The 12990-nt window shown below is 69.7% G+C and carries 10 protein-coding genes; 9 read left to right on the forward strand and 1 reads right to left on the reverse strand.

All coding sequences use genetic code 11. From position 1 onward, the window contains the following. The first annotated feature begins 19 nt into the window (after positions 1–19). From R2J76_RS14670 to R2J76_RS14685, 4 genes are all read left to right on the forward strand, one after another. Complete coding sequence (locus R2J76_RS14670; protein WP_316412382.1) at positions 20–844, forward strand: OmpA family protein; 825 nt, start codon at positions 20–22, stop codon at positions 842–844. 80 nt (positions 845–924) lie between these two features. After that, complete coding sequence (locus tag R2J76_RS14675; RefSeq protein WP_316412383.1) at positions 925–1173, forward strand: hypothetical protein; 249 nt, start codon at positions 925–927, stop codon at positions 1171–1173. Between the two features lie 96 nt (positions 1174–1269). After that, on the forward strand, positions 1270–2058 hold the full coding sequence (locus R2J76_RS14680; RefSeq protein WP_316412384.1) for a hypothetical protein: 789 nt from the start codon (positions 1270–1272) through the stop codon (positions 2056–2058). Between the two features lie 105 nt (positions 2059–2163). Further along, positions 2164–4836 (forward strand): M4 family metallopeptidase, encoded by a 2673-nt coding sequence (locus tag R2J76_RS14685; RefSeq protein WP_316412385.1) that lies wholly within the window; start codon positions 2164–2166, stop codon positions 4834–4836. Between the two features lie 22 nt (positions 4837–4858). On the opposite strand, the gene R2J76_RS14690 is transcribed toward R2J76_RS14685, so the two are convergent. Further along, positions 4859–5623, reverse strand: coding sequence for an SAM-dependent methyltransferase (locus R2J76_RS14690; protein ID WP_316412386.1), 765 nt, complete (start codon positions 5621–5623; stop codon positions 4859–4861). 229 nt (positions 5624–5852) lie between these two features. Between R2J76_RS14690 and R2J76_RS14695 the strand changes: the two genes are divergently transcribed. The 5 genes from R2J76_RS14695 (at position 5853) to R2J76_RS14715 (ending at position 12981) form a co-directional block, all read left to right on the forward strand. Further along, positions 5853–6215: an STAS domain-containing protein gene (locus R2J76_RS14695; protein ID WP_316412387.1), complete on the forward strand. Its 363-nt coding sequence runs from the start codon at positions 5853–5855 to the stop codon at positions 6213–6215. 633 nt (positions 6216–6848) lie between these two features. Beyond that, positions 6849–7355: a type VI secretion lipoprotein TssJ gene (locus R2J76_RS14700; RefSeq protein ID WP_316412388.1), complete on the forward strand. Its 507-nt coding sequence runs from the start codon at positions 6849–6851 to the stop codon at positions 7353–7355. Between the two features lie 3 nt (positions 7356–7358). Beyond that, the gene (gene tssK / locus R2J76_RS14705) at positions 7359–8741 is read left to right on the forward strand and encodes a type VI secretion system baseplate subunit TssK (RefSeq protein ID WP_316412389.1); all 1383 of its coding nucleotides are present in this window, start codon (positions 7359–7361) and stop codon (positions 8739–8741) included. After that, positions 8738–9505, forward strand: coding sequence for a DotU family type IV/VI secretion system protein (locus R2J76_RS14710; RefSeq protein WP_316412390.1), 768 nt, complete (start codon positions 8738–8740; stop codon positions 9503–9505). Before tssK ends, R2J76_RS14710 begins: the two co-directional genes overlap by 4 nt. Beyond that, a complete protein-coding gene (locus R2J76_RS14715) occupies positions 9502–12981 on the forward strand; it encodes a type VI secretion protein IcmF/TssM N-terminal domain-containing protein (protein ID WP_316412391.1) in 3480 nt (1159 codons plus the stop codon). Before R2J76_RS14710 ends, R2J76_RS14715 begins: the two co-directional genes overlap by 4 nt. The last annotated feature ends 9 nt before the right edge of the window (positions 12982–12990 follow it).

Raw genomic sequence — 12990 nt, forward strand, 5'->3', positions numbered from 1 at the left:
CCTGTTGAAAGGAGTTTCCGTGAAACGGCATATCCTTCTTCCCGCCGCCCTCCTGGCCTTCGCTCCCGCCTTCGCCAAGCCCGATGTGCCCGGCTCCAAGGACCATCCGCTGCTCACCCGCATGCAGAACATGGGCATCGTGGTCTACGCGACCAACCCCTTCCAGCGCTATGAATTCCGGACGGGCAAGGGCCGGGGCGCCACCACGCCGGTGGAGGGGAAGTACTACCAGATCCGCTACAAGATGGCCGACGGGCCCGCGGCGCCCACGCCCATCGCCATCATCCGGAACCACCAAGCGGCGCTCCAGAAGGTGGGCGGCACCGTCCTTTTCGAGGACAACCGCTACACCACCCTGAAGGTCGCCAAGGGCGGCCTGGAGACCTGGGTCGAAGTGGATACCGCCTGGGGCCGCGGCTACCAGCTCACCATCATCGAGAAGGGCGCGATGGCCCAGGAGGTCGTGGCCGACGCCGCCGCCATGAAGGGCGATCTGAAGTCCACCGGGCACGTGGCCCTCTACGGCATCTACTTCGATACCAACAAGAGCGACGTGAAGGCCGAATCCAGGGCCGCGCTGGAGGAGATCGCCAAGCTGCTCGGGCAGGATCCCGCCCTTAAGCTGAAGGTGGTCGGGCACACGGACATGACCGGAGTCCTGGACGCCAACATGAGGCTCTCCCAGGCCCGCGGCGAGGCCGTGGTGAAGGCGCTGGTGGGCCAGTACGGCATCGCTCCGGCGCGCCTCAGGGGCCACGGCGTGGGCCCCCTGGCGCCCGTGGCCAGCAACGACACCGAGGAAGGCCGCGCCAAGAACCGGCGGGTGGAGTTGGTGAAGGAATGAAGGAGTGGGCACGGATGGCCCCCGTCCGGCTCCGGTTGGCCCCAGGGGACGTATCCTGAAACCGAGCGATGGAGGTCCCCATGGGAACATTGATGCACATCGGTCAACTTTTTCCAGCCCTGGACTGGGACAAGGATCCCGGGGAGGTGATGCGGTATTTCGAGGTTTCGAGCATGCCTGACCACGTGCTCCTCCGCATCGGCAGGAAGGTGGGCGAGAACTACCCCGAGCAGACCCTCGGCGTGGACTTGACGGGGCAGGAGGCGGTGGACGTGTTCGAGGCCTTCAAGGAAGCCATGGACCGAGCAGGCCTTGGAGCGGGCGAGTAGACGGCGCCCCGCCCGCGGCGCGGAAAGAATCCGGACTGTCACGCGGGAGCGGCGGGGGCCACCCTATTTCCATCACGGCCCGGATCGGGGGAAGGCATGACGGTGTTCAAGGCGCTCGGGCTCATCGGCCTTCTGGGGGTGGCGGGAACCTCCACCCTGCCGGCGATCGCGGGCCCTCCGTTCAGGACGGACGACCCGGAACCCGTCGAACGGGGGCACCTGGAACTCTATGTCTTCGGGGCGGGCCAATGGCGCGGCGGGGACCGGGCCGGGGTGGGTCCGGCCCTGGAGTTCAACTACGGGATCCTCCCGGACACCCAGTTCCACGTGGTCCTTCCGGCCGCCTACGATCATCCGGAGGGGATGCCGGGGCGCGCAGGACTGGGGGACACCGAGATCGGCGTCAAGTTCCGTTTCCTTCACGAAACGGACGTGCTTCCGCAAATCGGCGTCTTCCCCATGGTCGAGGTCCCGACGGGCAGGGCGGAGTCGGGGCTGGGCGCCGGCCATACCCAGGTCTATCTCCCGGTCTGGGTCCAGAAAAGCTGGGGACCCTGGACGACCTACGGCGGCTATGGCTGGTGGCGGAACCCCGGCGCCGGGCAGCGGAACTGGAGCTACGCCGGGTGGCTCCTCCAGCGGGAGGTATCGGGGAGCCTCACCCTCGGGGCCGAGGTCTTCCGGAACACCGCTCCCGGGGACCTGGATCCGGCCTCCAGCGGCTTCAACGCCGGCGGGATCGTGAACCTCAGCGACAAGCACCACCTGCTGTTCAGCGTCGGGCGGACCGTCTCGGGCGTCCACCAGACCCAGGCCTACCTGGGCTACCAGCTGACCATGGAGGCACCGACCGCCCTCTCGAAACGCCTCCATCCGAACGGCTGAGCGGGACGATTGGCTCCGCACTCCGGCCCCCGGAAGGCAGGCCGGGGAACCTATATTAAAAATTTATCACTCAGTACCCTGAGCCCATCGGGGAGGCCGACGCCTATGATTTTCAATGTTCTCCAGCGGCGGCCCGGGCATTCCGCGGCCCGGGGGGCCCTGGTCCTGGGACTGGCCCTGGGGGCGGTTCCCGCCGGGGCCACGGACCGGCTCCAGCAGGGCCCTGCCGCCCAGGGTCCCCGGCACGGCCAGGGGCACCGCCACCCCAAGGCCGGTCCCCTTGCCGGGCCCGGGGCGACCGGCAAGGGAGGGTTCCGGGCCGGGCTGGCGGCGCCGCGGCCGGACCCGGCCCTGGGGCTGCCGGACCTGGGGCCCGGGCACCGCTGGATTCCGGTGCTGGAGGAAACCGACGAACGCGGCCTCACCCGCACCAGCTGGCAGCACCTGTACCTGGGCCTGCGGGTGTGGGATTCCTTCACGGTGACGCTCCGGGAGGGGACCCGCAACCTGCCGGCCATCCCTTCCCTGGCCCTGGCCCGGGGCAGCGGCGGGGTCCTGTACGCCCCCCCCATGCCCACCGACCTGGACGGGTGCCGGCCGCTCCACGCGATCCTGGGGCTCCTGCGGCAGCGGCTGGGGGCGGCCGCCCCGGCCGGGAAAGGGGAGCTCATCCTCCTGCCGGAGTTCGAGATCCTGCACATGGCCCCGCCCGGAAAGGAGGCGGACCTCAACGCCGTGGACCGGCCGAGCCATGTGGCCGGGTACCGCCTGGCCTACCGCATCCGGGGCGGGTCCCGGAATCCGGAGGCCTGGGACGTCATCGCCGACGCGCACACGGGGGCCCTGCTCCAGCGGATCCCCCGGGCCCATCCCTCCCGGCCCGCGCCGGGCACGGGGCATACCCTGTACAGCGGCACGGTGCCCCTCATCACCACCACCCGGGAGGATGGCGGCTTCGAAATGGCCGATCCCGTCCGGGGGTGGAACCGGGTGGTGCTTTCGGGAGGGCCCCCGGCGGCCCTCACCAACGCCAGCAATGTCTGGGGGGATTCCCTCCTGGAATCGGCAGATACCCCTCCGGGTTCGCCCACGAAGCTGACCACCGCGGCCGACGCGGCCTACGGCCTGCAGGTGGCCTGGGACTATTTCCACACGGTGCACCATCTGCGCGGCATCGACGGCACGGGCCATGGCATCACCGTGGAGCTGGACGGCGCGAAGTACACGGACAATGCGGCGTGGGAGCCGGAAGCGCGGACGGTGGTCGTGGGGCGGTCCCTCCGGCTTTGGCCCTTCGTGGACCTGTTCACCCTCGGCCACGAAGTGACCCACGGGGTGACCGGCACCCGGCCCGTGTTCCGGTACGGGAACACCGAAGCGGGGGCCCTCAACGAGGCCACGTCGGATTTCTTCGCGCAGATGATGGTCGCCTGGGCCCGCTCCGGGGGAGGCATGCGCTCGCTCCAGGAACGCACCATCGGCGACGAGGGGACGCCCCTGGTCTACGCCCACGAAAAGCGCGATGTTTCCGGAGGCTTCGGCAGGGAGCTGGTCCGCGACCTGTGCAAGCCCTCCCTGAGCGGCGACGGCTACGACGAATGGGGACCGGATTTCCTGGGCAAGGACCCCCATTTCACGTCGGGCCCCATGATCCGGGCCCTCCAGTTCCTGCGCCAGGGGGCCTCCGCCGACCCGGCCAGCCCCCTCCACAGCCGGCGCCTGCCGGAGGGCATGGAGGGCCTCGGCAATGACCGGACCGCAGCGCTCTGGTTCAGCGCCTTCCACGAGGTGGGCCCCACGGGGGGCTACCTGGATGCGCGGCGGGCGATGCTGCGGAGCGCCATCCGGCTCTTCGGCACCGGCAGCGTGCCCCACCTGGCCGTGCGCAAGGCCTTCGGCGCCATCAACGTCGGAGACCCGAGGGCCGCCGGCGACGGCTTCGACTTCAACGGGTCCTTCACCGGGACCCGGGCCGAGGTGCGGGGCCCCAGCCTGGTGCTCACCGCCGGCATCCCCGACCACGAGGGCGTCACCGCCGTCCAGTTCAAGGTGGACGGCCTCCCCGTGGGCAGGGCCCACGCCGCTCCCTACACCCTCACCCTGGACGCGTCCCGCCTGTTCCGCAACGGACCCCACAGCTTCCAGGCCATCGCGTCCAATGCCTGGGGCCAGACCCTGGACAGCCCCGTGGTGCCGTTCACCCTGGACAACGCGGTGGAGCAGGTCCTGGGGGATCCGGCCCTGGAGGCCACCCATCCCCTGGCCGGCAAGTGGCAGGAAAGTCCGCCGCCCCTGGAGGGCCCGGGGGTCATCCGCGACCTGGCGGGGCAGACGTACACGGCCCACAGCGGCACCCGCTGCGCGGTGTTCGGGGACCAGTCCGGGATGCTCACCCAGCGCGTGACCCTCCCCGCCGGAAGCGGCTTCGCCACGCTGGAGCTGTGGTGCATGGCGCCCCAGGGCCCCTCCTATTCCCGCGACGCCCTGAACCTGGAAGTCCATGACCTTTCCCCGGGCGGGGCCCATGGGGGAACGCCTCGGGTTTTCACGGTGGCCAGCGGCGAGAGGTGGAGCCCGGAATGGACCAGGCTGGACTTCGACCTGGGGGCGTACCGGGGCCATGAGGTGGAGCTGGTCCTGAGGCCGCACATCGGATGGGAAAGCCGCACCCGGTTCATGGTCGACGACCTGGTCCTGCGGGTGGGCCCCGGGGGGGAGCCGGAATCCAAGCTGCCCACGGCCCCCCCCGGGAAACCGGTCCCGGGGGAGGCCCCCTGAGGCGCGCCGTCGTGGTGCGGGCTCAGGCCCTTCTCAAAAGGTAGAAGACGTAGCCGTAGCTGTCCCCGTGGCGCCTGTACAGGTCCACTTCCGCCTCCATGAGGGCGATGACCTCCGCCAGGGTTTCATCCCCGCGGTGCTTCCCGCACTGGATGGCCACCTGGTCGAAGTAGGCCCACCAGTCCCGCGCGGGAAGGCGGAAATGGCCGACCACCTCCAGGCCCGCTTCCCGGGCGAGTTGGAGGTTGGAAGCCTCCGTGCCCATGGTGGGGTACCAGGGTCTCCAGAAGGCCTGGGCCTCCGGGGGCGGATCCTCCCGGAACCAGGTGGCGTCGGTGAAGGCCATGACGCCTCCCGGGCGGAGCAGGTCCTTCCAGACCGCCAGGCCCTTCCGCCATCCCACGTGGGCGATGGCCCCCTCGGACCACAGGAGATCGAGGCTCCCCGGCGGGATGGGGGGGTCCCCCAGATCGCCGGTGCGCGGGTGCACGAGGGGAAGCAGGCCCTGGGACTGGGCCGCCGCCCACAGATCGTCCAGCGCGGTGCCGTCGGCGTCCAGGGCCAGGATTGGCACCCGGAGGGTGCGCGCCAGGACCAGGGTGGAGGCGCCGGCGCCGCACCCCAGGTCCGCCACGGAAGGCTGGGCCGGCAAGGGGCACAGGGAGAGGGCGCGAAGGGTGGAAGCCTCGCCTCCGGGCCCCTTCTGGGACATGCCCTTGAAAAGGCGCAGCAGGGGAGCGACTGCCTCCATGAAGGGCATGGAGGGAAAAGGTGGATGTGGATTCATGGGAATCTCCAGAAAACGCGACAAACGGGGGGCCCAGGGCCCCGGGAATGGAAGGGCTTGAATCCGCTCCGGCTAGGAAGCGGCCAGCTCCGACTCCGTGTTTGGCGTTTTCGAGAAAGGCATCCAGACTCCGACGCCAGGATAGCACGGTCCCGCTTCCTGGTATCCTTGCCCCAACCCCAGCCAGACCGGAATCCCCCTGACCCGCTTCGGTTCCAGGAGTCCGTCCATGAAGATCACCCTGCACGAAGAGAGCGATATCCAGGTCATCCGCGCCGAGGGCAAGATCGCCGCGGGCTCGGGAGAGCAGCTCCTGAGCGAGGCGGTGCAGGCCGCCCTGGACCGGGGCAGGCTCCGGATCGTCATCGATTTCTCCCGGGTGACCACCATGGATTCCTCGGGCCTGGGGGAACTGGTGGCGGGCTTCACCGGCGTGTGCAAGGCCCGGGGACAGCTCTGCCTGAGCGGGCTCAATTCCCGGATATACAGGCTCCTGCGCATGACGAACCTCCATTCGGTGATGACCGTGCAGGACACGGAAGCGGAGGCGGTGATCCGGTTGCGGGAGGGAGAGGCCGCGGGACCCCGCTGAGGGAGCGGGGAGCAAGGATCACGGGTCCCCATCTCCTTCATCCCAGACATCGGCGTTCATCCCTGTTCCGCAGGGCCAGCGATGGTTTGTGTCGGCGCAGGCATTACCCTCATATGCCGACTCAACGAAGCCTTGGCCCTGCGTAACAGGGATGAACGCCGATGTCGGGGATGAAGGAGATGAGGCCCACCAACTCCGGCGAGGCAAGCTGGTATTGCCACCCTTCCAAATTGAATTATTTATAGTTTTCTCGAGATTAGCGCACCTTCTCCATGGACCTGAAATACCTCCACCCCATAACCATCGGATCTAACTTTTACATAAAACATTCGTAGTAAATTCCCGCTCCGGAAATTCCCAGGCGATCCCGTACGCAATGGCATGGCATCGTTCAGTTTCGGAAAAACAGCCAAAAATCATGGTATTTTTCCGAATCACCTTAAGTCATCCAACCGCAATATCATTAATTAAATTTGAAATATTCTGATGTTTTTTATTATCCATTTTTGCCGTTCGTTCATAATCTCCTTCTCGTTTCCATCAAATCTGAACTCGTGGGTCCGTTCCTTTTGGCCGGTTGTACACCGGCCCGGCGGGTGGTGGTGCATGAGATTCATATGGGTAGGACTCGCTTTGATCGGTGCAGGGAGTGTCGGGGTCGGGCCCCTGGCCTGCAGGAAGGCGCCGGCGCCCGCACCCCAGGTGGGGCCCTCGTACGCGCCCCACGGCATCCAGCTGAACCTCAAGGCCAGCCGGGACCTGAACCAGTTCGACGGGTTGCCCCACGCCCTGCTGCTGGTGGTGTACCAGCTGAACACCACCAACGCCTTCAACACCCTGGCCAAGGATCCGGCGGGAGTGCAGACGCTGCTCAAGGCCACGCGCTTCGATGTGAGCGTGGCCAGCGTGGACCGGGTCTTCCTGCAGCCGGGCGACACCCTCCAGATGCCCCTGGACCAGGCCCAGAGCGGCATCTGGTTCGCGGTGGCCGCGGGGTACTTCGAACTGGCCCCGGGGGGCGCCACGCGGCTCCTGGAGCTGCCCATGGCCGTCCGGCGCTCCAAGCCGGGTCCCCACCGCATCGAGCTGCTGCTGGGCCGGGACGCCATCCAGAACGCTCAGCTTCTGAAGGAGGAGTAGACCATGCGCGCGGCCGCCCCCCTCTACTGGCACCAGGGCCTCTTCCTGCAGCCCCACCATTTCCAGCAGCAGGAGCAGTATTTCTGGGGCAGCCTGCTGCCCCGGTTCGCGCGGCTCCAGCCCTTCTTCTGGGGGGTGCGCAACCTGGCGTTCCGGGAGGCCTCCCTGGCCGACCAGGTGCTGGAGATCACCGAAGGGGAGTTCCTCTTCCGGGACGGGAGCCTGGTCGCCTTTCCGGACCACGCGCACCTGCCCCCCCGCTCCTTCCGCGCCACCTGGACCGCCACGGACCGCCCCCTGAAGGCCTACGTGGGCCTGCACCGCTGGGAGGACAAGCCCAACGTCACCCTGGTGGAGGACGGGGCCCGGGACGGGGAGATCCCCACGCGCTTCCTCTGCCCCGTGGACGCCCGGGAAGTGAAGGACCTGCACCAGGAAGGCCCGGACGCCTCCCTGCGCCTGCTCACCCACGCCCTGCGCATCTTCTGGGAGGACGAGCTGCCCGAGGCCGGCGCCTACGAACTCCTGCCCGTGGCGGTGATCGAAAGCAGCCGGGGCGCCCTGCGCCTGTCCTCGGCCTTCAGTCCCCCGGCGGTGCAGGTGGGGGATGCCCCGGCCCTCGTCCAGATGCTGCGTGAACTGCGCGACCAGGCGCTGTTCTCCAGCCGCAGCCTGGAGGCCTACAAGGGCGCCCCGGAAGCGGGGGAGAGCCAGGCCAGCATCGCCTCCTACCATGCGGCCCTGCGGGTCCTGGGGCGCTACGTGCCGCAGCTGCACCACCTCGCGGCCCATCCGGGCATCCACCCCTGGGAGCTGCACCTCCTGCTGAGCCAGTTCGTGGGCGAACTGAGCGCCTTCTCCGGCCGCATCAACGTCATGGGAAGGCTCCCCGACGGGCGCTCCCTGGTGCGGGACTACGCCCACGAGGATCCCCAGCCGGGCTTCCTGGAACTGCAGACCCTCATCGTGGAGCTGCTGAGCTCCCTGCAGGTGGGCCCCCAGTGCATCATCGACATGATCCGCAACGGGCCGAATTTCCTGGCCACCCTGCCCGCGGAGGAGGCCGGCGGCACCGGCGAGGTGTTCCTCACCATCCGCACCAGCACCCCGGGCAAGGGGCAGCTGGCGGAAGGCCTCACCCACCTGGCCAAGCTGGGGACCCGGGAGCGCATCCCCACCCTGGTGGCCCGCGCCCTTTCCGGCGTGCCCATGGAGCGCCGCTCCGTGCCGCCGCCGGGCATGCCCCGGCACCCGGACGCCCTGCACTTCTGGATCGACCAGCACGATCCCCAGTGGCAGGAGGTGAAGCGGTCCCACAACCTCTGCCTCTACTGGGACAAGGCCCCCGAGGACGCCACGGCCGAGCTCGTGGTGCTGCGCAAATGAGCGAGGAGACCCCCAGCCTGCTCCTGGAGGAAGCCCCACCGGTGGAAGTGGACCTGCCCATCGACCCGGAGCCCCGGACGGAGGAACCGGCCCCCGGGCCGGACTCGGCGCGCCTCATCGACGGCTTCCTGGAAGTCATGGCCTACACCCGCTACCTGGTGGGCGGCGCCCACGGGGAGCCCGTGGACGGGCCCGGGGCGGCGGCCCAGTTCCGGCGGATCCTGGACGGCGCGGAGGCCTTCCGCACGGCCCACGGCCTGCCGGAGGAGGCCTGGCGGGAGGCGCTCTTCGCGGTGTGCGCCTGGGCCGACGAACAGATCCTCTGCTCCCATTGGGAGGGGCGCTTCACCTGGGGATTCGATCAGCTGCAGCGCCAGCTCTTCGACACGACCCGGGCGGGGGAGGCCTTCTTCGAGCGGCTGGAAGCCCTTCCCGACGAGGCCTGGCAGGTGCGGGAGGTTTTCCTCTACTGCCTGGGGCTGGGCTTCCAGGGGCGCCTCTTCGCGCCGGGGGACCAGGCCACCCTGCGCCGGATCCGGGCGGAGCATCTGCGCCGGCTGCCCCGGGACCTGGGGGCCGGCGCGGATCCGCACCTGTTCCCGGATTCGGGGCAGACGCTGCCGGGCGAGCTCCGCCGCCGCCACCTGCCCTACCGCTACCTGGGGTACCTGGTCCTGGCGGCCCTTCCCCCGGCCCTGTTCCTGGTAGCCTTCCTGGGCTTCCGCACCTTCCTCGACAAACTCGTCCGGCCGCTGCTCCCATGAAAACCGCCCTCAAGCTCCTCCTGGCCTTCCTGGCCCTGGCCCTCCTGGGCCTGGGGATCCTCTGGGTGTCCATCACCCGGCTCTGGCCCTGGTGGGTGGGCACGGGCATCTTCCTGGGCATCCTCGGCCTGGCGGCCCTGGCCCTGGCCCTGGCGCACCACGCCCGGCGGCGCCGGGAGCGGCGCTTCGTGCAGCGGGTGGTTTCTGAGGACACGGCCGCCATCGGCAACGCCCCCATCCAGGAGCGCCAGGCCCTCCAGGACCTGCAGGACCGGTGGATGGAGGCCATCGGCCAGCTGCGCCACTCCTTCCTGCGCACGCGGGGCAACCCGCTGTACGTGCTGCCCTGGTACCTGGTGATCGGCGAATCCGGCGCGGGCAAGACCTCGGCCATCGCCCGGTCGGGGCTCAGCTCCATCCTGGGGGAGCGCCGCCGGGGGGGCCCCATCGCCTCCACCCGGAACTGCGATTGGTGGTTCTTCGAGCAGGCCATCGTGCTGGACACGGCCGGCCGCTACACCATCCCCATCGACGAGACCCTGGACCGGGAGGAATGGAAGCGGTTCCTCACCCTGCTGGCCCGGTACCGCCGGCGCGAGCCCATCAACGGCGTGGTGGTGGTGGTGCCCGCGGACCAGCTCCTGGCCTGCGACGGCCCCAAGCTCCGGGAGGACGCCCTGGACATCCGGCGGCGCCTGGACCACGTCATGCGCAGCCTGGGCACCAAGGCCCCGGTGTACCTCCTGGTCACCAAGATGGACAAGGTGCTGGGCATGACCGCCTTCGCCCGGGCCCTGGGGCCCCGGGCCGCCCAGGCCATGGGCTACACCAACGAAGCCAAGGAGCCCGGGTGGGAGGGCGTGCTGGACCGCACCCTGGAGACCGTGGGGCGGCGCCTGGCGGAGCTTCGCTTCGACCTGGTGCGGGAGGATCCGGAGGCGGGGCCCGGCCTGCTGCTCTTCCCCACGGAATTCGCGAAGCTGCGGGCGGGGCTGGCCCTGTTCCTGGGCTCCCTGTTCCAGGAGACGGCCTACCTGGAGACCCCGCTCCTGCGCGGCGTCCACTTCTCCAGCGCCGCGCCCGGTGGCCAGCCGGAATCCGCCTTCCTGAAGGCCTACGGCCTGCGGGAGGCCCCCGCCCCCGCCGCCCAGGAGGGGTTCTTCCTGAAGGCCTTCTTCTCCACCATCCTGCCCCGGGATAGGCACCTCCACCGGCCCATCCGGGAATTCCTGGAATGGAGCCGGGTGCGGCGGAACCTGGCCTTCCTGGCCTGGTCCTTCCTGTGGCTGGGGGCCCTGGGCCTCATGGGAGCGGCCTTCACCCAGAACCTCACGGCCCTCAACGCCTTTTCCGCCCACTGGCGGAACCTGCCCGTCATCACCGGGGACGTGGCCCAGGATCTGCTGGCGGTGGACCAGGTGCGCATGGACGTCAGCACCATGAAGCGCATCAACCGCAACTGGTGGATCCCCCGCTTCGGCCTGGACCAGAGCCTGCGGGCCGAGCGGGTGGCCCAGGGCGCCTGGGTCAAGGTGTTCCGCCAGGGCCTGCTGGAGCCCACGGATCTGGCCGCCCGGCGCGTGGCGGACCTGGACCGGCGGTCCAAGGACGCCTACGCGGGGCCGTACGCCGGCTTCCTGGTCACCCGCGTGGCCCTCCTCCAGGGGGCCCTGGAGAACCGGAACCTGCGGGTGGACCAGGAACCCGCCATCCTCGGCGCCTTCACCCGGGCCTCCACGGATCTGCTGCTCCACCTGCACCCGGACCTGGCGCCGGAGGTGGCCGAGCGCTACGGGCCCAACTACTTCGCCGATATCGTCTGGAACGACAACGTCGCCGCCCGCCGGCAGAAGCTGGGGGATCTGCGCTGGGAGCTGGCGCGGCTCCTGGCCCGGGACGACGTGGATCTGCGCTGGATGCTGGATTCCTGGATCCCCGACGCGGCCGAGGTGCCCCTTGCGGAATTCTGGGGGGAGGCCGAGCAGCCCCTGGAGGACGGGGCCGCCATCCCGGGGGCCTACACCCGGGAGGGCCGCAAGCACCTCAAGGCCTTCACCACCCTGCTGGAGGCCACCCTGCCCGGCGACCGGAGCGCGGCGGCCAAGGTGGCGGCCTTCTGGGAGGGCTACCAGCAGCCCTGCGACAACGCCTGGCTGGGCTTCGCCCGGCGCTTCCGGGAAGGGGCCCAGGGGGCCGTCACGCCCCTGGGGCGCCAGCGCCTGGCCACCCTCATGACCACCCGGGAGAACCCCTACTTCAGGCTCCTGGAGCGCATGGCCCAGGAGGTGGGGAGCCCCGAGGGCGGCACCCCGGCGCCCTGGGCGCTCCTGCTGGGCCGGCTCAGCCGGGCCCGGGAGCTGGCCGACCAGCAACTGGCCGAGAAATCCAACGCCAGCACCCTGGACAAGCTGGACCTGGAGCGCCGGAAGCAGCTGCGCACCTGGGAGGGCAGGCTGGACGCCTCCAAGGCCAAGGCCCTGGATCTGAGCCTGGCGGCCTCCAAGTCCTGGATGGAGTACGTGGCCGGGCTCCAGGAGATCACCCCGAACCTGCTGTCCCGGGCCAACGCCCGCCGGCAGATGCTGGCCTGCTTTGGCGGCGGGGAGGGGGACGAGGCCCCGGGGGGCGCTTCGCCCTTCCTCAAGGCCCAGGGCAGCATCCTGGCCCTGGAGGTGCTCCTGGGCAGCGACAGTTCCAGCCGGACCGTGTGGGACCTGGTGCGGGGGCCCCTGGACCACGCCATGGCCTACTGCCTGGACGAGACCGCCAACGTGCTGCAGGACCTCTGGGAGCAGAACGTGGTCAGCGCCACCCGGGAAAAGGACCCGGGCCAGCTCCACCGGCTGCTCTTCAGCCCCGCCGAAGGGCGGGTGTGGGCCTTCGTGAAGGGGCCGGCCAAGCCGTTCGTGGTGAAGAGCGAAACCGGGTACGCCGCGCGGCGGGCCTTCGGGCAGCACACCCTGCCCTTCACGGCGGGGTTCTTCGGGTTCCTGAAGGCCTCCGAGGACGGGGACCTGACCTACCAGCAGCGCTTCCCCATCACCCTGGAGACCCTGCCCCTGGAGGTGAACCCCGGCGCCCTGGTCACGCCCATCGGCAGCAAGCTCACCCTGCAGACGCCGGAAAAGGGGCGGGATTCCCTGGAGAACTACAATTTCAGCCAGAAGGCCATCTTCAACTGGGAGCCCGAGACCAGCGGCGAGGCCAGCCTCCAGATCCTCCTGCCCAGCCTCACCCTGACCCGCACCTGGCCGGGTCCCAGCGGCTTCGCCCACTTCCTGGAGGAGCTGGAGACCGGCTCCCGGGCCTACGGGCCCCGGGATTTCCCCGAGGTGGAGGACAAGCTCCGGGCCCTGGGCATCACGTGGATCCGCGTGGCCTACAAGGTCCAGGGCAGCGACCCGGCCCTGCGGCATTTCCGCCGGGCCCCCACGGCGGTGCCCCGGGTCATCGTCGCAACCGAAGCCGCGGAGTGAGGAGGCATC

It is taken from the genome of Mesoterricola silvestris, assembly GCF_030295405.1.
GTDB lineage: Bacteria > Acidobacteriota > Holophagae > Holophagales > Holophagaceae > Mesoterricola > Mesoterricola silvestris.